Genomic DNA, 25,123 nt, shown 5'->3' on the forward strand with positions numbered 1-25,123 from the left:
CAAATGTAAGGTAAAGTTACAAATTAGATGTTAGAAATTAGTTTTTTTTTAAGGCTTTGGTTTTTTTCTACTTTCTTTGATTTGAGAAGTTGTCTTTTTAGCTAAACGTCTCTTTTCTTTCACAGCTTTTGGGACCTTAGTTACTTTTCTAGGTTTGTTTACTTTTAAACCTTCTACTATTATTTTAAAAAAACGTTTCGTTACAATTTCTTTATTTTTTAATTGACTTCTATCTTCATCACAGGCAAGTATCAGATTATTTTCTTGAGTAATTTTAGTAGCTAGTTTTTCTTTTAAAAGTACTTTTTCGTTTTCTTCTAGCCCTAATGAATTTTCTAAATTGTAAGTTAAAATTACTTTGGAAGCCACTTTATTTACATTTTGACCACCAGCACCACTACTCCTAACGGCTTTATAGTTTAGTTCTGAAGCGATGATTTCTTTATTCATTTTCAGGTTGATGTGCTGGTTTTAATAAATCATTTACTGTTTTAACAGGATTAAAAGTAGACAAAGGCACCTCTACAAAAATAGTATTCCAAAGAGCCATTGCCCCATTCCAAAGACCTGGCAATTCAAAAGCTTTTAACAATTTTCCATCTTTTGTTTTTTCAACAATAAATCCCATATTATCGTCTACATAATGTAAGAGATTGAATTTTTCTCCTTTGTAATCTTTAACTCCACAAACTAAATCAACAGGATTAAAATGAGTAGACTTCTTAAAAATTTCAACTTGCTTCTCTACACTAAAATCTACTTGAGTACTTTCAATAATTTGTAAAGAGATATTACCTTCATCATTTTTTACCCAAAATGGACCTCCACCTGGCTCTCCTTCATTTTTAACCATGCCACAAACTCGTAATGGTCGATTTAAAATAGAGAATAGAATTTCTGCTTGATATGTTTTTTTATACTTATCAAAATCTATTGGCAAATTAACATTTAGTTTTTCTGTTACAAAAACGGCTATAGGCTGCAATTCATGATTAGATAAGGACGGTTTTTCTAAATAATTTAAGAAATCAAAGATTTGTCTTTGTATTGAAATTAAAACACCTCCTAGTAACTTTTTATATCTGATAATTTCTCCAATATGATTTTGGGAAACATTATCGATATTTTTAATAAAGATTAAATCTGCTTCCAACTGATTTAAATTCGCTATTAAAGCACCGTGTCCACCAGGTCTAAAAACCAAAGACCCATCCTCTTTTCTAAAGGGTGTATTTTCAAATGTCACAGCAATAGTATCGGTACAAGATTGTTGATAAGAAAAACTCACCGCTACATTCGAATACAAATCTGTTATTTTTCTAAAATCTTCTAAGTGATTTTCAGAAATAGTGAAATGAACTTTAGGTTTTGTTTCATTAACTTTATAAAAAATCGTTTCATCTAAATGCTCTTCCACAGGGGAATAAATTTTTCCTTTTTTTTGATGAAAAGGTAATATTCCTTTAGGTTTACTGGCAAAATTTAACTCTTTTTCAGACAACAATGTTTTAATTAAAAAGTAATCTTTAGTGTCTCGATCCGCACTATAAAAATCTGGATAGGCAAGAATTGTTTTTTCTTTTAAGTCAGGATAAAACGGGAAATTTTTCAAGCCAATTAAAAAAACAGATAATTCACTTCCCTTCTTTCTGTTTATATAAGCATTAATTGTTTCGTTTTTGTAATCATATTCATTTATAAATTCTGATAAAAACTGAAACATTCTACTTGCTGCACCTGAAGCAGGTACAAATTTTTGAATTTCAAAAAGATGCTTTTTTTCATTAAAAATAGTAATAAAACTATCTTTATCTTCTCCACTTAACACCCAAATACCATCATCTTTAGTAGCAGAACGTACTAAATTAACTTTTGGGATTCCTTTTTCAAAAAAATGAAATTGTTGTTCTATTTTATCAATAGAAATCCCTTTATCTTTAATCTGTTTTAAGTCTAATTCTCTAAATTTCTCTTCCATTCTTTATACGCATAAATTGCAATAATAGTAAAAACGACATATTGTAAACTGGTAAAAGTATATCCTTTACAGAAATATAATGGAATAGAAACAATATCTCCAATAATCCACAATATCCAGTTTTCAACTTTACGCTTTGCCATTAACCACATTCCTACAAAAAAAACACCAGTTGTAAATGTATCTACATAAGCTGTCCAACTTGTAAAGTTATTAAAAAAATGATACACTATTACGACAAACAAAACTGTTATTATAAAAATAACGATTCCTAAACGCAACTCTTTTTTGTTCATTTTTGCAATAGGATATTCTTCCTTATTATCCTTTTTTAATGTCCAAAGATACCATCCATAAATACTCATTGAAGTATAATAAATATTGATTAGCATATCTCCTATTAAACGCCATTGAAACAATAAATAAACAAAAATTATAGTACTAACTATACCTGTCGGATATACTAAAATATTATTTTTTTTAGCAAATAGAACACTAGCTAACCCAAATAGAACAGCAATAATCTCTAAAACAACATCTAGCGTTGCATAATCTTTATATTGTGAAAACAGAAAATCAATCATATTTCAAAAAAGGAATTGTTATTTTCGAAAGCTGTGCCAATAACCACCATAGTTGCCCCTGCCTCAAAAGCTTTATGAATACCTTGCAAAGAACGTATACCTCCACCAACAATCAAAGGTATGTCTATTTGTGCTACAGTATGACTTATCATTTCAAGAGGAATAGCCTGTTTTGCACCACTTCCAGCTTCCAAATAAACCAATTTATTCCCCATAAATTCACTTGCTTTTGCTGTTTGACTCACATAATTAACATCCTTACGATTCATTGGCTTAGTCAAGCTCACTCTTTCAACCGCAGTTACAACTCCACTTTCTATTAATAAATAAGCTGTTGGAATAACTTCTAAGTTTGTTTTTTGTAATAAAGGAACTGAGTTTACCTGATGTTCAATTAAATAATCTGGATTTCTTCCAGAAACTAAATTTAAAAACAAAATTCCATCCGCATAGGCAGAAACTTGTTTATAATCTCCTGGAAAAAGTAAAACAGGTAGCGCTACATGTTTTTTTATTTCCTGAATTAATGCGTCTAAATGATGTCCATTAAAAGTACTTCCACCAACTAAAATATGAGTAGCTGGCGATTTTTTTATTTTAACACACAAGGGTTTAACTTGAATTATTTCTAATTTTTCAGGGTCTAAAAGAATCGCTAAAAGCTGTCGCTTTTGCTGTTTTGCATGAAGTATTTCTTGGTAAATAGCTGCCATCATTAATTTTGAAAAGCACAAACTAAGGCATAATTATCTACAAATTCAAATTGAAAACTATATTCTTCCGTTACATTATTAAATTTTAATTGAGCCAATCCTTTTTTATCCGTCAAACAAAATTCTTTTTCAAAAATATGTTTTGGAAAACTAATTCCTTTTTCATTCTTAATTTTAAAAATAGATTCTTTAATTCCCCAAACCACTGTAGCTTTCTTTATTTTATCGGGTTGATTTAAATTTTCTAGATGATGTATGTCCATAAAGCGCGGAGCTATCGTTACAATTTTATCTTTCAATATTTCCAAATCTATTCCCATAAGAGTATCACTTATTAAAACCGCAGAAAAATCGCTAGAATGACTAATCGATATGTGTTTTTCGTCTTTTAAATGAGGTTTGCCAAAATCGTCGTAAAACAAATCAAAATCAGTATAGCCAATATGTTGTAATAACATTCGAACAGCCAAAAAACCATTCTGATGACTTTCCGACTTCATACATTCCAATCGAGCTAAGGAAGTGTCTTTTAATGAAACCTGACGAAAAAGAGTATTATAATCTTCATCTATTTTCCAAATATAAATAGTAGTCGTTTGATTAACATGTATTTCCCTGTAAAATGGCATGAATAGAATATTTTATAAAATTAAAAATAGTGATCTAATTTAAATATACAAAATCCAATTAATTAAGTAAAAATATTATAAATAAAAAACTGAATTTCAAAATATTAGAATGTTAGACATTTCACAAAAAAGCAAAAATGGTTTAAAAAATAAAAAGGAATTATGTATCTTTGCCCTCTGAAATTATAAATACAAATATACGAATAGATGAGTACAAAAACCATCCCATACGTTCCTTATAAAGTAAAAGATATTACTCTTGCTGAATGGGGAAGAAAAGAAATTGAGTTAGCTGAAGCTGAAATGCCTGGTTTAATGGCTTTAAGAGAAGAATATGGAGCAAGCAAACCATTACAAGGTGCGCGTATTGCAGGATGTCTTCATATGACGATTCAAACAGCTGTTTTAATTGAAACCTTAGTGGCTTTAGGTGCCGATGTAACTTGGTCCTCTTGTAATATTTTCTCTACACAAGATCACGCTGCTGCTGCTATTGCTGCTGCTGGTATTCCAGTATATGCATGGAAAGGTTTAAATGAAGAAGAATTTGATTGGTGTATCGAACAAACATTATTCTTTGGTGAAGACCGTCAGCCATTAAATATGATTTTAGATGATGGTGGTGATTTAACCAATATGGTTTTTGATAAATATCCAGAATTAATAAAAGGAATCAAAGGTTTATCAGAAGAAACAACTACTGGTGTACACCGTTTATACGAAAGAATGCAAAATGGCACGTTACATATGCCTGCTATCAATGTAAACGATTCTGTAACTAAATCTAAATTTGACAACAAATACGGTTGTAAAGAATCGGCGGTAGATGCTATCAGAAGAGCTACTGATGTTATGCTTGCTGGAAAAAGAGTTGTTGTTTGTGGCTATGGAGATGTAGGGAAAGGAACAGCAGCTTCTTTTAGAGGTGCTGGATCGATTGTAACGGTAACTGAAATCGATCCTATTTGTGCTTTACAAGCTGCAATGGACGGTTTTGAAGTTAAAAAATTAGACACTGTTGTAGGAAATGCTGATATTGTTATTACAACTACAGGTAACAAAGACATCGTTTTAGGTTCTCATTTCGAAAAAATGAAAGACAAAACAATCGTGTGTAATATTGGTCACTTTGATAACGAAATTGACATGGCTTGGTTAAACAAAAACCACGGTGCTAGCAAAGTTGAAATTAAACCGCAAGTTGACAAATATACTATCAACGGAAATGATATTATTATTTTAGCTGAAGGTCGTTTGGTTAATTTAGGCTGTGCCACTGGTCACCCAAGTTTTGTAATGAGTAACTCGTTTACGAATCAAACTTTAGCGCAAATTGAATTATGGACTAATAGTGCTGCTTATAAAAATGAAGTATACATGTTACCTAAACATTTAGATGAAAAAGTAGCAGCGCTTCACTTAGCAAAATTAGGAGTAGAATTAGAAACCTTACGTCCAGAACAAGCGAAATATATCGGTGTTGCTGTAGAAGGTCCTTTCAAACCAGAATATTATAGATATTAATCTTTTGTCATACTGAACTCGTTTCAGCATCTCAAAAATAATATAATTTAAACCCTTGCATGTATTTGTGAGGGTTTTTTATTGGGCGTTTCCTTGTTGTACAAAAACAACATAAAAACAAAACACCTACCCTACTATTTTTCAACATTTTAACACTAACATGAAACATTTGGCGTTATATTTGTACTAATCATCAGAAGCAATTCGAAACTTTCGATATACTTCAAAAATCAAAATCATCAATCATCATGTTAAAAGACTTTTTTATCCTTTGTTCTGGTGCAGACAGACAAATCATTCAATCTTCCTCTAATGGCGAACAAAACAAGTATGCAGGTATCGGTGCTACAGTATTCTTTACTGCTGTTATGGCATTTATAGCAGGTTCCTATGCTTTATATACTGTTTTCGACAATGCTTTTACTGCCATAGGTTTTGGCCTCGTTTGGGGTTTGCTTATTTTCAATCTCGATCGTTTTATTGTTTCTACCATAAAAAAAAGAGACAGTTTCTTAGACGAATTATTGCAGGCTTCGCCCCGAATTGTATTGGCCATTATTATCGCTATTGTGATTTCAAAACCCTTGGAAATCAAAATTTTTGAAAAAGAAATCAATACAGTTTTACTAAAAGAAAAAAATGCCATGGCTTTAAATAACAAAAAAGAAGTGGCCAATTATTTTCAAAGTGACTTGGATAAAAATAAAGCTCAAATAGACAGTTTAAAAAGCGATATTCTAAAAAAGGAAAAAGAAGTGAACGCTTTATATTCGGTTTACATCACTGAAGCAGAAGGAACAGCTGGAACTAAAAAGTTAGGCAAAGGACCGGTTTACAAAGAAAAAAGAGACAAGCACGACGCAGCCTTACAAGAACTTACGGCTCTTAAAGCAACCAATAAAGCAAAGATTTCTGAATTAGAAGCCAATGCAAAAACCATTCAAAGCGATTTAGATAAAAAAATCACAGAAACACAACCTGTAATTGAAGGTTTTGATGGTTTAATGGCTCGCATCAATGCTTTAGATAAATTACCTTGGTTACCTTCCTTTTTTATTATGCTATTATTTTTAGCCATAGAAACTTCTCCCATAATTGCAAAATTATTATCCCCAAAAGGAGAATACGATTTCAAGCAAGAAGACAATGAATTAGCGCTTAAAAGCGTTTTGGCACAAAATAAATATCAAAGTGAATTGCAACGCAAAACAGATGCTGAAATCTACGATAAAGTATATGCTGATATTAAAGAAGATAATGAACTGTACCAATACAAAAAGCAAAAAGCAACAGAATTACTTCAGTTACAAGCAGATGGCTTTGTAGCTAAACAAAAAAAATCGATGTCATAAACAACATCTTGAAGACAAAACATGTTACAAATTCTACTTTTATATTAAAAAAGCCCTTAATTGGGCTTTTTTATTGCCTCACTTTATATTTTTTTATGCTTATTGATTTGTTTTATCAATACATAACCCAAACCAATCGCTCCACCAATCGCTAAGATTAAATGATTATCTATGGGAGCAGCAGGACCTACATCATCAACATCGTCTCCAAATCCTGGCTGTGCTTTTATTTCTAAAATTGAAAATATAAATACGAGTAGCAGTACAATCTTTTTTTTTGCCATTTTATATTATTTTACTATTAATTTTTGAATACTTGTTTTTCCTGATGTTTTTATTGAAACGTGATAAACACCTGCAGATAAAGAGTTTTCAGTTCTCACTTCAATTTTTCCATCTACATTAGCTATTATTTTACTAAATATTTTTTGTCCTATAGCATTATAAATTTCAACCAAAGCCTCATTCACAGGTTGTACTACTTTTATAGTAAAACCTTGATTGGAATCTATAGGGTTTGGAAATAACACGAATTCGCTGCCTAATTCAGTATGAGGAGTAGACAAAATGGAATTTTGGAAGACAATTTTAAATCTATCGGTATCCATACTACCTGTATCAGTTGCAGAAACCGAATAATTATAAATCGCAGACTGGTTTGATGGAATAATCGTATAGTTTTGAGTATGTTTATCATACAAATACGTATATAATCCATTATCTAAACTAGATGTCGCTACAATGGTATAATTGGTGTTTCTATACTGATCTACATGTAACGGTAATTCATCTGTTTCAATTGGGAAATTACGTCTTTCAATACTTAAGGTTTTTGAATTGTTTTTTAATCCAAAATTTTCATCTTGATTGATCGGTTTCTCAGCATCGTATTCATCTATCGCATTTGAAAAGGAAGCATCAAAATGAACTAATAAAGCATCTGCTTCCGAACCTCCATCTAAAAATGCTTGGCTTTCATACAAAACCAATTTTAATTCTGGCACATCTAGCGTGTTTCTAAAAATAGTGGAAGATGAAGTATTTACTACTTTATCCGTTTCTTTAAACAGCATCTGAGAAGCGCCATTGGTTAAAGTTTGTACAAAAAAAGCTTGACCCGATTGCGCATATTTATTCGCTGAAGAACTTGGAAAATTATTGATATTATTTATCACATCAACCGTTACATAAGCCCCTCTAACGTTTCTTGTTGGGTCCCATACATAATAAAAGTTTTTATTCAAATTTGTCGAAGCTTGTAACACTACATTCATATCTACAGGACATTGATAAGGGTTACCAACAAAACTATAACCGTTTGCAACTGCACTTAAATTGGTTACAGCAAAATTTCCTGTTACTAAACTTCCTTTTACTCTCAAAGTCGTATTGGTAGGTGTTGGTGTATTGGTTGCTAAACTAATGGTTCGATCCCCACGCACTAAAATTCTATACGGTGTTCCTGCAGCAATAGTAGAAGACGTATTAGAAACCGAATTCCAAATTTGATTACTATTATCATAAGTAAATAAAGACGGATTTCCTGTATTAGTTACATCAAAACCACTTGCTGTTTGATTAGCACTCACATTACCGCCACCCGTTATATGTGTACCCCATCCTGGAGTATTCACTCCATTTTCCTGCCAATTTTCTTTTACTGTAGTAGTTGAAGTTACCGAAGAACTTAAGAAACGAAATGCTCTTTTAGCAGGAACAAATCGTTCCACTTCCACTATTCCAGAAATGGTAGCACCTCCAACTACGGGAGCCACAACGGCTGTAGTTAATGCGTTTGATTTTAGTGTTAATATTTTATTTGTATCAATTAGCAACTGTCCTGCTGTAAGAGTTAGAATTCCTGTTAATTTAGTATCCTGATTTAAAAGAACCTGACTTTTTGAATTGATTTCTAATCCATATAATGTATTCGTAACTAATTTATTAGCATCCAAAGATTGTGCAGTAATACCTTTCATTATCAAAGTAGAGCCCAAAGCAGTTGCATCAATTAAACCATCACTTACACCACCTGTCAATACTAATTGATTCGTTACGGTAACTCTATTTCCATTTAATATGAACTGTTTTGAAGAGGCATTTCTTAATGACCCAATTGTTTTATCAGAAAGTAAAATACAATCATTTAAAGGAGTCGTTGCAAATTGAATATCAGCACCAGAAATAGGTACCGCATTTCCAACCCAATTAGAAGCAACTGCAAAATCAGTACTACCTGCTGCTCCCATCCAAACGGAAGAAGTTATATCTAACGTCGTTGACCCAAAAGCCGTTGGATCTAGAGGATTTATGGCATTTATTTTTATTCCAGTGCCAATAGTTCCTAATGTCATGGTATGAGAAGCAAGCACACCATTTACAAATGAAAGCGTCTCGCCTCCACCTGATAATATTGAAGTGGAACTACTAAGTACTACTTTACCTGTAAAACTGGTTACCACTGAACCGGTTCCGTTTAAACCGTCCATTGCAGTGATTTTTATATTAAAAGGTATACCAGAAACTTGGTTTCCTAAAACACCATCTGAAGTATTAGTAATTTTAAAACTAGCCACTCCAACAACGGTAACTTCAGCCGAACGAACCGAAGTAACTCCGCTTACTGTATTCGTTGCAGAAATTTTGGCACCTCTATATATTTCAGATGTACTGTAACCTGTTAATCCAGCTGCCCCATTCCAATTCGCAGCAGTAGTGGTTAAAACTGTAGTACCTGTTGGATTTCGCAACCGAACTCCATCTACATAAACCGTTACATCTCCTTGACCTAAAGTTCCTTTTATTAATGTAGCATAAGCATTTATGGGTGCGCTAACTGTTGGAGCAGCAGGTAAACTTGTTGCTACAGTTACGGCATTTGAAGTAGTACTTATTAATTTCCCATCTGCTACCGCTTTAGCCGTTAAAACATCTCCTCCAACCAATGTAAGTCCGGAAATACTCCAATTACCATATGAATTTACAACAGCAGTTCCAATTTGTGTACTTCCTTTGAAAAGCGTAATTATAGTACCTGGAAGTTCGGATGAAGTTCCAGTCACAGTAGCATTGGAACCAGCCACATAGCTACCCGTTATTACAGGGCTATTTGTAAGCGTTGTAGTATTTACAGTTACTTTCACTGTATTGGAATTATCTGACAACACAAAACTTCCAGTTGTAGCAACGGCTCTTGCTTTAACAATATCTCCTTGAAGTAATCCTGAAACACTTATATTAGCTGTAGCACCTGTGGCAAAATTAGTGCCAGCTAATGGCGCAACAATTTTTCCATTTACATATAAATAAATTTTTACTGCTGAACCATGATTATTGGTTACACTAATATTTTGACTTCCAGAAGCAGCATAAATAGGATTGGTATTTACCGTAGGAGCAATGGTAGTTGGCGAACCATTTTTAACAGATGCATTCGAATAATCAGAAGTACAAGTAGCAGATTCCACAACTGCAAAATAATCCGAATTATTAAAGGTACTTTGTGGAGCATCTACATCAAAACTCCAAGTTCCGTTGGTGTTAACATATGAAATAGCTCCTCCTAATGCAAAAAATTCTGTTGCTACCAATCCATTATTAGCCAAAGCATATAATCTTATTCTATAAGTGGTTGCGTTAGGTATAGGATTTCCATTAGACCAAGTTCCATTAATTAATTGCGTCCCATTGGTTCGAGAAGTAATTACAGGTTCTGGTAAATAACAAACTGGAACACCAGTTACTGTTTTTGCATTTGAACTTATAGATTCCGTTTTACTAGTTGCAGTAGCTTTAGCTGTTATCACATCGCCTACATTTAAACCCGCAACTCCTGTTAGGCTCCAAGTTCCTGATGTAACCGTAGTTGATCCTATTTGACTAGCTCCATTAAAAACTTTTATGATAGTTCCATTACTTTCACTTGAAGTACCAGAAATTGTTGAACTTGCCGTATTTATTGACCCTAAAATTACAGGTGCAAGTGTAATACTTGGACCAAAAGTAGCCCCTTGTACCAATGTCGTTAAATCTGTTGGTGGGAAAGTACTGATTAAGCTGTTCAGCATAGAGGAAGTGTTACCTCCAAAATTAATTCCGTCTACCCCATTAACATCTGCAAGGTTCCCAATAACACCACTTTGAGTACTCGTTACAGTTGTAGCTGCAAATCGTACAGGGCCTGAAATTCCCAAATCATCCAAATTGACAAAGAAATCATAGAAATAGTCGAGGTCTCCATTATTAGTACTTAAAGCAATCGTTCTTTGATGGCGTTCTTCTACATCATATGAAATGGTATTGGTTATGGTTCCTAAAGCCACATTAAGCGTATTAATTTTAACACCAACCCCTGTTTCCAAAATAATTTCTTTTTCAAATCCTGGATTAGAAGAAGTAGTAGACCCAAATTGATTATTCGTATCTATCAATAAGGAATATCCTTTTCTAGCGGTTGACGCTTTATCCAATCTAAAACGAACTATAAAATAATTCGTTCCATTCACATTTTTAGTGAGTACAAAAACAGAGTTAGTTCCGTTAAAACTAACAATATCTAAGTATCCGCTACTTCCTCCAGAAGCCAAATCTAATCTTGGTTCGCTCGTAATCTCAGGAATGGCAATCATTTGTAATTCACTTTCAGCACCATAGTCTATGGTAGCAAATCCAGAAGTAGTCACAGAGGCAAAACCATCTCCATTAAAATCCAATACACTTTTACCAAAAGCAGTTGAAGAAGGCTTATATATCAAACCTGGAGTTTGTGCCTGTAATAGGAATAAATTTCCTAAAAGGAGGAATAACAGAAAATCTTTTTTTATCATAAAAACACGTTTATTTAATTATTTAGTTATAATCAATTGATTTTTAAATTTTCAACATTAAAAAGCACTGCAAATAGCATTTTCATACTAAAGCAATTTTCATTTATTGTAAAAAAATTTAGTGGGAAGTTGAAAAAGAATAGGATGCTCTTTTCATTGGAAAAAAGTGTTTATTCTTTTTAAGTAAAGAAAAATCAAATTGATTTTGATTGAGTTCTTTAGGATTTAATAGGTTGCATCCAAAAAGCGATTTGGGATAATCATTTTTTTCTACTGTAGGATAACCATCTGCATTTAAATTGCCTTTTCTCAATGAAAAAGCATTGAGTAGTGTTAACTTCATATTCAAATTTAATTTATGTTTTATAGAAACATGATACTTTTTGGGTGGTTAATAACAAAAAAGCAATTTGAACTAGCAACAAAACAAAATTGAAGTAATCAACACTACAACAATTAGTCTCTAAATACTCGTGAAAATAGAATTAAAATAAACGATATTATTTTCAAGGCTAAAGTAAAAATAAATAGTTTATTAGCACTATAAAAGTAGTTAAATTTAGTACATATAATCTTTATTTAACAAATACGAATCACAGTAAAAACTACTACAGATTTTACATGTAAAAATTCTTTACTAAATTTATAATAAACAAGAATGATTATACAATAAAAAAAAGAGCCGTTAAAAAAACAACTCCTTTTCTATTTAAAACTACCTACTTTTTATTTGTATTTCAATGCAATTTGTCCAATTTGCCCAACAATTTTAAAAGAGTCTTTCATACTCAATTTTGAGCCATCTGCATGGATCCATCTTTTTAAAGGTTGTTCACAAATTAATTTTTTTGCTTGTTGTAAACCATACACTTTTTTCATACGCATAAATATTTCAACATCAAAAAGCCAACGAGTTAGAAATTTAGTTTGAAATGTTTTCTCAACAATTTCTTTAGTCATTATTTTAGCACCACATTGTGTATCATTAATTTCCATACCCAATGTTTTTCTAATAATAAAATTAATTGTTTTGCTAATGATTGCTCTGGCAGATTCTTTAGTAATATTAGCTCCCATTCTCGACATTCTTGAACCACTTACAATTTGAAATTCTGAATTTGAAATTGTAGTAACTAAATCTTGAAAATCATCAAAATTGGTTGACAAATCAGCATCTAAAAACCCAATATAGTCAAACTGTTGAATTTTAGAAAGATGCAACATTCCTAAACGTACCGCTTCTGCTTTTCCTCCATTTTTTTCACAATTATAAACACTAATTCTTTCTTCATGTTCTGCAGCTAATTCATTCAGTATTTCCAGTGTATTATCCTTGCTACCATCATTTACAAAACATAAATGATACCCTAAATTTTTATCAATAAATTGTTTAAATGCTTCACTTTGTAATCTTTCAGCTTCATTATAACAAGGAATTACTACACCTATCACTCCTTTTTGTAATAATTTGTTAGTTTGTTCCACTTTATAAATGGTTCCTGAACCAATTAATCGTTTTACTCTCAGACCAATTTCAGTTAAACTTAATGGTTTCTTCATATAATCCTCTGCACCTAAAATAAACCCTTTTTCTATAATTGCTTCATCAGTATTGCCAGATAAAATCATAACTGGTGTTTTTGCTTCACGCAATATCTTTATATGTTCAACAACATCTAAACCAGAAACATTTGAAGTTAATTCGTGATTATTTTGAACCATTTCATTTTCATTCTCTGGAATATTAATATCGACAATTACTAAATCTGGCAAATGATTGTCATACTTTAATATACCATTAGTTACACTTTTAGAAGTAATTACTTCATAACCTAAATCTGTTAGCGATTTTTCTAAAGATAGTAATACTAAATCTTGATCGTCTATTATTAAAATTTTCATATTGGGGTAGTTTTAAATTAATTCTTTTTAATTATTTGATTCAAAGGTACATACCTATTAAAATAAAATACTCAATTTTAGATGAATGGAAAATTACTGTAGACGAAATGAAGTTTTAATAAGATAGTAAAAATTGAAGAGTATTATCTTTATTATTATCTTTATCTTAGAGAGATTTTAAAAATGATGTATTGAAAGAAAAGTCTAATAAATATTTAATAGTTGCTTTACTTTTTGGAATTACATTCCACGGTAGTGCTATTTTTTTCACTCTTGAAAACACATATGACGCATTAATCCATCTTTTTTTTGGGAATCATTATGCAACGAGTTGGTTTGAACCTTGGAATTACAGTTGGTACACAGGCTTTACTGTTATGGGTTACCCGCCTTTAGTACATCAAGCCATAGGATTATTCTCATATATAGGTGGATTAAAATTTGGTCTATATGTTGTTGCTATTATTGCTATTATACTATTTGTTACAGGTAGTTTTAGGTATGCAGTTTTAATTACAGGTAATAGAACCGTTGCTGGTTATGCTTCAATTGTTGCAGTAATTTCCTCTTCATTTGTAGAAACCTTACACATATTTGGACAATTACCTAGTATTATTGGTATTTCTATTTTAATGCACGCTCTTCCTGAAATCTATTTGTACATTAAAACAGGTAAGTGGAAGTATTTTTTTACTTCTTTATCTTTAATTGCAGTTACTGTTTGTTCACATCATGTGACTCCTTTATTTGGTATGGTCTTTTTTATTTCACCTTTAATTGGGATGATTATTATGGATGCTTCCAGAGAAAAAGTAAATTCATTTAAGGATGTTACGTTTGTAGTTTTTTTTAAAACCTTTTTATCTTTATTAAAACGAATTGTTCTTTTTTGTGGATCCGCTGTTTTCTTAATTGTCTTTTGCATTCTACCCTATTGGATAAATTCTAAAGCAAATCCGATTACCCAAGTACCTATTCCACATGGAAGTAGAGATAATTTCATAGAAGTTACTTCGTCTGGATTGATGTTCTTTCTAATTCCATGGGGAATTTTACTCTTTATTTTACCTTATATTTTTTATCGTTACTACTCTAAAAGATATTTGTTTTTTGGTCTATCCTTAACGTTATTAACCATTTTAGGGACTGGTGGTACAACTCCTATTCCCTTAAAAATTTTGGGAACCAATGCTTTTAACATTCTTACATTAGACCGTTTTACATTATGGGCATCTATTATGAGTTTACCTATTTTCGGTGAATTTGTTTACCGATTAGTTGAAGGAGACTTAAAAACCAGCCTACAAAATCGTTTCGGAACTGTGTATCATAGAATTTTAGGTGGTTTATTTGCTGGGTGTTTTTTATTGTTTTCTATTTTCACCATCACATTAGGTTATTTTAGACCTTTACAACCCGATAAAATTAATTTCTTACCCATAGTTAATTTTTTAAATCAGGATCAACACGATCAATGGCGTTTTTTACCTCTTGGTTTTGGTGATCAAATGGCGTTTTTATCTACACAAACTAAAGCAATGACAGTAGATGGTAATTATCATTCTGCTAGAAGACTACCCGAGTTAACCACAAGAGCTGTAGAGCGTTTAGAAAACTCAAAATTTAGAGGTATTGAAGGTATTGGCTCATTACAGCAGTTTTTAACTGTCCCTGAAAAATACAACTTAAAGTATGTGTTCTCTAATGACAAATTTTATGACCCCATTTTATATTTCTGTGGTTGGCATCGCTTAACCCAATTAGAAAATGGAATTATGGTTTGGGAAAAGCTAAACGTACAACCTTTATCTAAAATTTTACCAAAGGAAGATGTCTCACTAGCTTTAAAACTTATGTGGGGTATGTTACCTCTTTTAACAGTACTTATAGCTTTTATTTTAAACATTCAAATGATTTGGTTTCAAGCGCTAAAAATCAAACCATTAGAAAAACCTGCTTTTTTACATCATGGAATCATGTATACTGATTTTAAAAAGAAAATGATTGAACTCTTACATGTTTGGGTATTTATAGTATTGCTCATTTTTGGCTTTGGTATTTATCGAACTTACCTCAAAAATGCAACACAAATAAGTCCAGAAAATGTGGTACATTCCTATTATGACGCTTTGGATTTTAAATTCTTTGAAAAAGCACATACTTATATTGTTCCTACAAAAGAATATTCATTAGCACAATTTATGTTAGAAATATCTGTCTCAGATGGTATTTTAAATTCCTATGGGAAATTAGATGCGATAGAAACTAAGATAAAATATCAATCTAAAAATAAAGCACAAGTAATTGCCTATACTAAATGGATAACTCCTCTTGAAATCATTGAAAAAAAATACACTCATGATGTTCAAAAAATAAATGGTAAATGGTTTATCATCGCAGAAAAAAAAGATACCGATTTACCTCCAGATGAACTTATCTCTTCAAATAATACCACTTATTATAAACAAGGAAGAAGAAAAATTTCAACACAACAAACTTATCATGAAGATATTTTACGTCAACCTGACCTTGAGATAATAAAAGCTAATTTAATTTATTTCCAAAACAAATACATGATTGTTGGAGAAGTTCAAAACATAGATAACGTAGCTGCTGATGTGGTAGTAAAAGCTACTTTGTACAATCAAAATGATCAATCTTTAGCGTCTCATAATGCAAAATATGTTATAAAACACAAATTAATGCCAAAAGAAACCACAAGCTTTAAAGTAAATTTTGAAGACATTGCTTGGTTAAATACTTCAGATGTAAAACCAACCAGTTTTAATCCAAATGAATTTACTGATCAATATTTTGAAGAAGAACCGATTACTTTTGACATCCAGAGTGCTGGAAATGTAGCCATCTCTGACTTATATACTTCGGTAGCTATAACAGAAATAAATTGTGATAAAACTAAGGTTGAAGGTACCTTATTTAATTTTGGTATTCAAGAAGTAACAGTCCCTGAAATTTTGATCTCATATTACGATGACAAAAAAGAACTACTTTATGTAGATCATCAATTTCTAAAAGAAGGTATTCGCGTACAAAGAAAACAATATTTTACTTATTCTTTTCTAGATTTAACCTCTCTAAAAAGTATTTTATATTCTACAGAAAATTGTTTTGTAAATGGTATTTCAAACGAAGCCATTGCAAGAGATGTTATTTCAAATAGAAAACCAGATCAAGAAGAAGCGCAATTACAAAAAATTGATGGGAAAGGTTTTTCATATATAAAAATAGAATTAAACAACTATATAGGTAATCCAAAATGATGAAACAAAAAATACATATTCTTATTTTAAACTGCATCATTTTTGGATTAGTAGCCATAACAATGGTTGCCACCAAAACTCCCACAAAAAAAACACTTACCTGTCTTACCAAGCAGGAACAATTTGTTGCTGGAACTCCCATTTCTATTTTCTTTAAAGGTAATCTACAAACTCCGCGATTATTTCTGATTCATTCTTTTGGAAAAACTATTTTAGATGGACAAATTAAAAACGATACTATTCAATTTACGATACCTGTTAGCTATACGAAAAAAACGGGACTAGTATCTTGGTTTTTACTTGAAAATAAAGAAGAAATAGTCAAAGGAAGTTTCTCAATTATTCCAAATAACACTACAAGAACACATTTAGAATCTTATCTCGGACCGCCAAGTACTCTAGCTGGTGACAATCATTTTGTTATGTTTGTTACTATTCCAACTGATGATTTTGACAATCCTAAAGCATCGAATACAGCTGTAGCTATACAACATCAGTTTTTAAAATCTATTGAAAAGGAAACGGTAAAAACGAAAAATTTTATTGCTTGGAAAAATGTTCAAGCACCAGAAAAATCGGGAACTGTATTAATTGCATCTCAATGCCATGATGCTTTAAGTAAAGAATTTGACGCAGTAATTTATCCTTCTATAGCTACAGATTTCAATATTTCTTATACTAGAAATCATGAATTCGCAGATGGAAACCAAATCACAATTATAAGTACTTCTCCAATAAAGGATAAATTTGGCAATATGGTAAGTAATGGTACTTTGGTTTCTTTTTTAATTACCAATAATCAAAATATGATTTTAAAGACATTTGGAACAACAATTAATGGTATTGCTGAAGGTCAAATATTACATCCTGAACAAGAGAATGAATATACCGTTACTGCTTATATAAATGGCATTAGTAAAAGCAATTCTTTACAAATTAAATATCTTCCTATCACGCCAACCATTACCTATTCCTTTTCTAATGGGAATAGAACTATTTTAGTAGGACCAATTAAAAGCTTTATGGACCAATTGGTTCCAGATGGAATTAAAGTCAATGTAAACGTATATCATGATGAAAAACTAATAGCGCAATTAACTGAAAACAGCAATAGAGGAATGGCAAAATTTCAACTTCCAAGTGAATTTTATACTGAAAAGACCTACTCTATAACCATTGAATCTTTAGGTAAAACCATAAAAATCAACCCATTTAATGTCTCTAATTAATAATAAAAACAGTTATCGTATCTTTTTAATCACTTCATTCATTGCTGTAAATGTATTTGTTTTGTTTGCTATTAGTCAAATTTTGGGTTACTTAAATAAAGGAGCAGACAGAAATAACATGTTACATTTGGATAAAACAACACAAAGCACCTATTTGCCAAAAATAAAATGGTTACGTTTAGAAAATCCAGGCAGAAAAATGGAAAAACAAACTTTAGCGACTTTAGAAAAACATTATCTATTTTCATGGTTTGTTAAAAACAATGCTTTACAGACTAATTCTCCGGAAGGCATTGCAGATTATTTTACAGAAAATCCTAGAAAAGTTCTAGATACCATTTTACAAAAGAATAAAGAAAAAAAAATTACAATTGAAACAACTACTTTAGCACATCATCCTGTGTTAGATTTTTATAGTGAAGATGGGCAATTAGTCGTTTTTACAGATCAAAATGTGATCGAATTTCAAAATATTTACAAAGACAAAAAGTTAATTACTTCAATTAAAGATACTGCATCTTACAAAATTTTAATGCTTTTAGAAGATGGTTTTTGGAGAATTAGACATTGTGAAAGAATGTCCAAAATACCTGATACTTTGCAAGCCAATTTAGTAAAAAAAACATTTGAAATAAGCGGGAAAAAAATAATTAAAGAGGGTAAACCCTTTCATATTAAAGGCATTAACTATTATCCTAAAAATTCAGCTTGGAACATGTATGGAGATACGTTTAATACAGACACTATCGCAGCTGATTTAGACCTCATCAAAAGAGCAAAACTAAACACGATTCGCATTTTTGTGCCTTACGAAGATTTTGGTAAAGGTGAGGTAAAAGTTGAAAAAATAGAAAAATTAAAGCAAGTTTTAGATTTGGCCAAAGCCAAAGAATTAGCTGTAATAATAACTTTATTTGATTTCTATGGAGATTATGCTATTAATAATTGGACATTAACACAACGGCATGCAGAAACTTTAGTTTCTACATGCAAAGATTACACCAATATTCTGGCTTGGGACATAAAAAACGAACCCAATTTAGATTTTACCTCTAGAGGCAAACAAAATGTAATCCCATGGTTAGAAGAAATAATTCATGTTATTAAAGAAAACGCCCCCAATCATTTAGTAACTATTGGTTTTTCAAACATAAGTTCGGCTACAATTTTAGAAAACAAAGTCGATTTTATTTCGTATCATTATTATGAAGACATTACCCATTTTGAAGAAAAACACAATCAACTTGAAAAAACGACCAGCAAACCTATACTACTTGAAGAATTTGGAATTTCTTCTAATCGAGGACTTTGGAGTTGGTTTGGCAATTCACAAAATAAACAAGCAGAATACCATAAAAAAATGCAAGCTATTTTTAAAGAAAAACAACTTGCATTTATGTCTTGGACCTTATACGATTTCCCAAATGTTCCAAATGCTGTAGCGGGAAAATGGCCTTGGATAAAAAACAAACAAAAACAGTTTGGTTTTATTGATGTTTATGGCAAAAAGAAACCTTCTTTTGAATATATTTCTAATTAGATATATTCTACCATGTTTTCTTTTTCAATAGCAACCTGCGCTTTTATTTGATGGAATTCTTTTACATACATCGCCGTTATTTTATCCATAGAAAGCGCACTTGCGGCTTTGTAATTTGCTATGGCCAATCTTCTTCTGTAACCATCGTCATCTAAAATTGTAGCAATAGCCTTAGCCAGAGAGGAAGCACTTGTAGGATTAAAAAATTCTCCTTTATATCCTTCCTCATCCACTAACAATGCCAAATCGCCTAAATCGGGCATGACAACTGCTTTTCCATAACTGCCTGCCTGATGCAACACACCAGAACTACCTGTTGTAGAAGTATAGGGAAACACCACGATAGTACTTTCCGTAAAAATACGCTCCACATCATTTTCTTCCACATATCCTGTAAATGTTATTCCTTCAACAGATGCATATTTTTCTTGCACACTTTGTAAATAACCTGGTGTATTCGGACTGTCGGTTCCAGCAATTACTATCTCTATGGCTTCATTATTTTGCTTTCTTATTTCTTGAACCGCTTCAATTAAAATTTCGACTTTCTTATAGGTTCCAAATTTACCAAAAGCCATAATTTTTTTAGGTCCAGAGGGCAAATTAAAGTTGGGTTGTTTTATCGATTCAAATGTACCATGAGGGATTAACACCACATTATCAGACTTATATTTTGCATTCAAAACAGCAACATATTTATTAATTGTAACAGCAACTTTATTTGCTTTAAGAATACATCTAGTTAGCGTCGTTCCAATAAAATTATAAACAATTTGAGCTACTTTATTTGAAGTAAAACCAGCTTTTTGTAAGTCTACTTGTTCTAAAATGTTGTGCATTAGAACCATAGTTTTAAAACCTAGAAAACGCAACATCATTGGTAATAATAATCCTAAAGCTGCGGGTATTTTTTTATCGCCAAATTTCACAAACTGTAAGTTAAATAAAATGGTATCTGGTTTTTCCTTTATTACTTGTCTTATAACTGAAAAAATGGTTTTATAGCTATTGAATGTCCAACATTCATTTACTTTTACTTTTTCTTTATTCTCAAAATCTAATTGTTTTGGTGCTGTTGTTTTGTCGCATAACAAAACTAATTCTGAGATTTCGTCTTTTTGAACAAAATTTTTCACTAAATGATATCCATATTCATTTAAAGTTACTTTACTCGGCGGAAACGCTGTTACAACTGCTATTTTCATATGTTTGTCTTTTAAATTTATATTATGTTCTTGATTACATTACAAATATCTTCTGAAAAAACATCAAAATCAGTGTTTTTCGATAAACCGTAATTTACTGTAGACGAATCCTTTTCTTCTGTTGATAAATGAAATAGATAATTTGTAATGCCAATAGAAAGATCATTGCAATTATTTGCATATACACTACTTGATGTAAGGAATTGTGAAAAAACAATAGTAAACCCACTTGTACAATTCCTAAAAATGCAGATACAATAACAGGCACATAATTCCCAATAGAAAGAAAATAATACGCAAAAACATTAGCTACTGCAAAGACAGCCGTAGCCAATGCATATTTCCACAATAAAGGAGCGATAGCTAAGTAAGCATTACCAAACATTATTTTTACAATTAGTTCTGGCATTATGAAAGTTACCAAAACAATACTACTGGAGAAAAAAGAAATGAATAAAACATATTTCATTAGCATAGGCTCTGTTTGCTTGCCTTCTTTTTGTAATTGAATTACTTTAGGCAATAAAAGCATTACAAAAATCCAAGTAACAAAATAAACTACTCTTCCTATTAGTGCTAATGAAGCATAATAACCTGCTTCGGTATTATTAAAAAAATGTTTTACTAAAATAACATCACTGTTATTGATAATTATTTGTGTTAATTCATAAAAAGCCGTCAAAACAAAAAATGTAAGTATCGGTTTCATTTCTAAAACAGCTCTTTTCGCTTCTTTTTTTTGAAAAACTCTTTTTTGTAACGGAAATAATCCAAAAATAAAAGAAACAACAATTCCAAATGCTACCAAAACCGTATTAGGTAATTGCAATGTAAAATACAACAAAACAACAGTGAGAAAAAGTCTGGCAACCATTTCAGTAATATAAGTAACTGATAATTGTTTTAAATTTTGTGCACCTTGATATATTCCTCTATTAACGCTCATTAAAAAATAAAACGGAATTCCGATGCCAAATAATTGAAACATCGTTTGTGTTTCAGTATGTAATACATTTTGTAAGTCTTTACTGAAAAACATAAAAAAGGAACCGATGCCTATACCTGCTAAAATGGATACCTTGGTCATCAATTGAATAAATTTATTCTTTATAGGTTCTTCTAAAAGCACACTATATTTTGTAGTTACAATCTGAAAAGTCATCCCTACAAAAGAGAGCACTAACAAAAAAGTAATTAAAATAGCAGCATCAGCAAAAGCCTTTGGTCCTAAAAATCGTCCTAGTAATAGGTTGTAAAGATAATTTCCTGCATTAACCAGAAACATCGTGAACATAAAAATTTGTTCTGAAGAAATTTGTTTTGTTTTTATAGTAATGGTAGTTATCATTTTTTATTTTTTTTTACAGTTTGTAATTAACATTCCAAAATTAAGCTGCTCTATTTTGAAGCACATAATTCATTTTTTCAGACTGGAATAAAGAAGTAACTTCTTTGTTTTTCTCACTAATAATGTAGAATACTTTATTTTTAGATAAAGCTTTTTTGTATAAATTAATTAAGGTATCAAAACCAGATTTATCCATTTCAGAAACTTTATTTAATGAAACAATAATAAAGCTAGAGTGCATGATTAGAGCATCAAAATAATTTTTCAATGAGAGGGCATTTTGAGCATTTAATTTCCCTTTTACTTCTATAATTCCTGCGTTATCATTAATTTGTAAAGCCATGATTTCTTGATTTTAAACGTTATAATTTTTCTTTTCTTTTGAGTTATAAAATATCTCTTCTTAAAACATAGAACATCTTTTCTTCTCTAAATCGATCTCTCACATTTTTATTTTCAGAACCAATAATGTAAAATATCTTGTTTTTAGCCATGGCTTTTTTATACAAAGAGCCTAAACATAAAACAGCTGTAGCGTCTATATCATTTATCTTGTCTAATGAAATCGTAATTGCTCTTGCATTCTCAATTAACGATTCAAAGTAATGCTTCATTAAAGATGTGTTTTGTGCGTTTAACAAGCCACAAATCTCAAAAATTCCCTGATTATTATTAATTTGAAGTGCCATAACATTTAGTTTTATGATTAATACTAGTACAAATATCGCTTCAGAATTAAAATTAAATGGGTCTTTTTCGACGAATGACAAATTACTGTAGGTGAATATTCTAAGTTTATACTTAAATTGCATATAGAACCATTTTATAAACAGAATGAAAATTATATCACCAATCATTTTTAGTATAATTCTATTTATAACTTCAATAGCCTACACGCAAAATATGCAAGAAGGTTTTGAATACTTAGAACAAGGTAATTTTCAAAAAGCTACATTATTTTTTAAAAATATCCTTATAGAATATCCAAATAATAAAACGGCTCAATTATGTTATGCTAGAGCAATTGGACTAAGTGAAAATCCTATTTTAGCATTAGATCTTTTCGAAACTTTAAAGAACGAGTATCCTAATGATTTAGAAATAGAACTAAACTATGCAGAAGCCTTACTTTGGAATAAAAAATTTGAAGAAGCTAAATTATTTTACGAACAATTAGTTGCTGAAAACCCAAATAATTTTGTAGCTCACTTAGGCTTAGCAAATACGCTTTCAAACTTAAAGATATATACAGAAGCATTGATCCATATTAATAAAGCCTTAACTATTTCACCCAAAAATGAGGGTGCAATGGTTTCAAAAAAATATATTTTGTTAGGTTATGCATCTGAAAAAATTAAAGAAAAAAAATACGATGAAGCTGAAAATTTATACGATGAAATTTTAATCTATTTTCCAAATGACAAAGAAACATTACAAAACAAAGCAAACTTATTTTTAATAACTAAACAAATAAAAAAAGGAAAAGAAGTATACTTACAATTAGAATCAGATAATCCAAATATTGCTTTAAATGGATTGGCTCTTTTAGCTCATTTAGAAGATAAAAATAAAAAAGCGTTAGCAATAGCAACAGAATCTTTAAAACGAAGTGATTCCATTTCAAATCAAACGATTGTAAAACAAACGAAAGAACGTTATGTTCAAGCTTTAATTTGGAATAATAAATATAAAATTGCTACAGAAGAAATCAATATATTAGAACAACTATATCCTAATGAAAATTGGGTTTTAGCTTTAGCCGCAACTTTAGCTATCTATAAAAGTGATTACTCAAAAAGCACTATTTATTATACCAAAATTCTTCAAAATGATACCCATTCTTTTGATGGTAATTTAGGGATTGCCAATGCCTATTATGCTTCTGGAAAAATAGACAAAGCATATGAAGCAGGTTATAAAACGTTAACTATTTTCGAAAATCAAAATGATGCGCTTCAATTTTTAAAAAAACTAGATCGAGAGCACACTCCGTTTTTAGAAGAAAAAATGAGTTACTCTTTTGATAACGGAAAGAATACTGCTTTTACTACACTAACCAAAATACATTTTCCTACTTCTTTTAAATGGTCCTTTTTTTCTTCATATCAATTCAGAAGAACAAATAATAAAGTTACTGCTGCTCACGCTACAACAAACGACATCAGTCTAGGAGCAACCTATAAATTTTTGCCTAAAATTAGTTTTTCATTAGCTACTGGTGTAACAAATGCTTCTAGTTTTACAACTAGTTATAATCAAATAGTATTACATAGTTACTTTAAAATAAAACCGCTTCCTTTACAAGACTTAGAAATTGGATTTAAAAGAGAAATGCAAAATTTCAATTCCGATTTGATTGATCGGGAAATCGTTACTAATAATACCTATCTAAATTATAATGTAAGTACTAATTTTAAACTCGGTTGGTTTACCCAATATTTTTACACGACACAATCTGATTCAAATACTAGAAATTTATTATTCACCTCTTTATACTATAGTTTTTTATCTAAACCAGTCTTAAAAGCGGGATTGAATTATCAATTTATTGCTTTTAAAAATCAAGTACCAACTGCTTATTTTAGTCCAAAAAAGTTTAATGCTTTCGAAATTTTTGTTGATCTGTTGAAAGATGAAAACAACATGGCTTCAAAAAATATTTTTTATAACATTAATGCGGCTACAGGTATACAATACATCGAAGATAATGATCAACAATGGACTTATCGTATACAAACAAAATTAGGATATCAGTTTTCAGAACGCTTTTTAGCTAACTTATATGGACTAAGAAGTAATATAGCTTCAGCAACAGCTGCTGGTTTTACATATAATGAATTTGGTTTACGTATAAAATGGTATTTCTTAAAGAATCCGATTTTTAAAACTAAAAAAGCCGAAGATTAATCTTCGGCTTTTTCTTGGTTAATAACATCATTTATTCCATATTCCGATGTTTTATATGAGTTATTTTAAGTGTGTGTGCAAAATAACTTCTTTATTTTTATAATA

Annotated in this window: 19 protein-coding genes; 6 read left to right on the forward strand and 13 right to left on the reverse strand. The window is 30.7% G+C overall.

Features of this window, described 5'->3' with window-relative positions; genetic code table 11:
* Positions 1–48 precede the first annotated feature (48 nt).
* From arfB to CX675_RS13390, 5 genes are read right to left on the reverse strand one after another with little or no spacing between them, the layout of a single operon-like run.
* Positions 49–450 (reverse strand): alternative ribosome rescue aminoacyl-tRNA hydrolase ArfB, encoded by a 402-nt coding sequence (gene arfB, locus CX675_RS13370; RefSeq protein WP_130735749.1) that lies wholly within the window; start codon positions 448–450, stop codon positions 49–51.
* Entirely contained in the window at positions 443–1,978 is a 1,536-nt protein-coding gene (locus tag CX675_RS13375) for a DUF4301 family protein (protein WP_130735750.1), read from the reverse strand. The genes arfB and CX675_RS13375 overlap by 8 nt, the downstream gene beginning before the upstream one ends.
* Positions 1,954–2,562, reverse strand: a complete 609-nt coding sequence (gene pnuC, locus CX675_RS13380; RefSeq protein ID WP_130735751.1) for a nicotinamide riboside transporter PnuC — start codon at positions 2,560–2,562, stop codon at positions 1,954–1,956. The genes CX675_RS13375 and pnuC overlap by 25 nt, the downstream gene beginning before the upstream one ends.
* Positions 2,559–3,278 carry a geranylgeranylglyceryl/heptaprenylglyceryl phosphate synthase gene (locus CX675_RS13385; RefSeq protein WP_370277759.1) on the reverse strand — a complete coding sequence of 240 codons (720 nt, stop codon included), beginning with the start codon at positions 3,276–3,278 and terminating at the stop codon, positions 2,559–2,561. The genes pnuC and CX675_RS13385 overlap by 4 nt, the downstream gene beginning before the upstream one ends.
* Complete coding sequence (locus CX675_RS13390; protein WP_130735752.1) at positions 3,278–3,904, reverse strand: 4'-phosphopantetheinyl transferase superfamily protein; 627 nt, start codon at positions 3,902–3,904, stop codon at positions 3,278–3,280. The genes CX675_RS13385 and CX675_RS13390 overlap by 1 nt, the downstream gene beginning before the upstream one ends.
* 207 nt (positions 3,905–4,111) lie before the next feature.
* On the opposite strand from CX675_RS13390, the gene ahcY reads away from it, so the two are divergent.
* Together ahcY and CX675_RS13400 are read left to right on the forward strand one after the other, a co-directional pair.
* On the forward strand, positions 4,112–5,428 hold the full coding sequence (gene ahcY, locus CX675_RS13395; protein ID WP_130735753.1) for an adenosylhomocysteinase: 1,317 nt from the start codon (positions 4,112–4,114) through the stop codon (positions 5,426–5,428).
* 248 nt (positions 5,429–5,676) lie between these two features.
* Positions 5,677–6,780, forward strand: coding sequence for a DUF4407 domain-containing protein (locus tag CX675_RS13400; RefSeq protein WP_130735754.1), 1,104 nt, complete (start codon positions 5,677–5,679; stop codon positions 6,778–6,780).
* Between the two features lie 83 nt (positions 6,781–6,863).
* Here the strand turns inward: CX675_RS13400 and CX675_RS13405 are convergent, their stop codons facing one another.
* From CX675_RS13405 to CX675_RS13420, 4 genes are all read right to left on the reverse strand, one after another.
* Positions 6,864–7,064 (reverse strand): hypothetical protein, encoded by a 201-nt coding sequence (locus CX675_RS13405; RefSeq protein WP_130735755.1) that lies wholly within the window; start codon positions 7,062–7,064, stop codon positions 6,864–6,866.
* 6 nt (positions 7,065–7,070) lie between these two features.
* Positions 7,071–11,606 (reverse strand): T9SS type A sorting domain-containing protein, encoded by a 4,536-nt coding sequence (locus CX675_RS13410; protein WP_130735756.1) that lies wholly within the window; start codon positions 11,604–11,606, stop codon positions 7,071–7,073.
* Between the two features lie 118 nt (positions 11,607–11,724).
* Entirely contained in the window at positions 11,725–11,949 is a 225-nt protein-coding gene (locus tag CX675_RS13415) for a hypothetical protein (protein ID WP_130735757.1), read from the reverse strand.
* Positions 11,950–12,332: 383 nt separating this feature from the next.
* A complete protein-coding gene (locus CX675_RS13420) occupies positions 12,333–13,508 on the reverse strand; it encodes a glycosyltransferase (RefSeq protein ID WP_130735758.1) in 1,176 nt (391 codons plus the stop codon).
* 191 nt (positions 13,509–13,699) lie between these two features.
* On the opposite strand from CX675_RS13420, the gene CX675_RS13425 reads away from it, so the two are divergent.
* Genes CX675_RS13425 through CX675_RS13435 form a run of 3 tightly spaced genes read left to right on the forward strand, consistent with a single transcriptional unit; the run spans position 13,700 to position 19,558 of the window.
* Positions 13,700–16,789 carry a hypothetical protein gene (locus tag CX675_RS13425; RefSeq protein WP_130735759.1) on the forward strand — a complete coding sequence of 1,030 codons (3,090 nt, stop codon included), beginning with the start codon at positions 13,700–13,702 and terminating at the stop codon, positions 16,787–16,789.
* Complete coding sequence (locus CX675_RS13430) at positions 16,789–18,018, forward strand: hypothetical protein (RefSeq protein ID WP_130735760.1); 1,230 nt, start codon at positions 16,789–16,791, stop codon at positions 18,016–18,018. Before CX675_RS13425 ends, CX675_RS13430 begins: the two co-directional genes overlap by 1 nt.
* Positions 18,005–19,558, forward strand: coding sequence for a glycosyl hydrolase (locus CX675_RS13435; RefSeq protein WP_130735761.1), 1,554 nt, complete (start codon positions 18,005–18,007; stop codon positions 19,556–19,558). Before CX675_RS13430 ends, CX675_RS13435 begins: the two co-directional genes overlap by 14 nt.
* Here CX675_RS13435 and CX675_RS13440 read toward each other — a convergent pair.
* The 4 genes from CX675_RS13440 to CX675_RS13455 form a co-directional block, all read right to left on the reverse strand.
* Positions 19,555–20,763 (reverse strand): glycosyltransferase, encoded by a 1,209-nt coding sequence (locus tag CX675_RS13440; protein ID WP_130735762.1) that lies wholly within the window; start codon positions 20,761–20,763, stop codon positions 19,555–19,557. The two genes, CX675_RS13435 and CX675_RS13440, sit on opposite strands and share 4 nt — an antisense overlap.
* 94 nt (positions 20,764–20,857) lie before the next feature.
* Positions 20,858–22,111: an oligosaccharide flippase family protein gene (locus tag CX675_RS13445; protein WP_130735763.1), complete on the reverse strand. Its 1,254-nt coding sequence runs from the start codon at positions 22,109–22,111 to the stop codon at positions 20,858–20,860.
* Positions 22,112–22,151: 40 nt separating this feature from the next.
* On the reverse strand, positions 22,152–22,454 hold the full coding sequence (locus tag CX675_RS13450; protein ID WP_130735764.1) for an STAS domain-containing protein: 303 nt from the start codon (positions 22,452–22,454) through the stop codon (positions 22,152–22,154).
* A 43-nt stretch (positions 22,455–22,497) separates the two neighbouring features.
* On the reverse strand, positions 22,498–22,800 hold the full coding sequence (locus CX675_RS13455; RefSeq protein ID WP_130735765.1) for an STAS domain-containing protein: 303 nt from the start codon (positions 22,798–22,800) through the stop codon (positions 22,498–22,500).
* Between the two features lie 145 nt (positions 22,801–22,945).
* Between CX675_RS13455 and CX675_RS13460 the strand changes: the two genes are divergently transcribed.
* Positions 22,946–25,018: a tetratricopeptide repeat protein gene (locus CX675_RS13460; RefSeq protein ID WP_130735766.1), complete on the forward strand. Its 2,073-nt coding sequence runs from the start codon at positions 22,946–22,948 to the stop codon at positions 25,016–25,018.
* Positions 25,019–25,123: the final 105 nt, after the last annotated feature.

Source organism: Flavobacterium sp. J27, from assembly GCF_004303025.1.
Lineage (GTDB): Bacteria > Bacteroidota > Bacteroidia > Flavobacteriales > Flavobacteriaceae > Flavobacterium.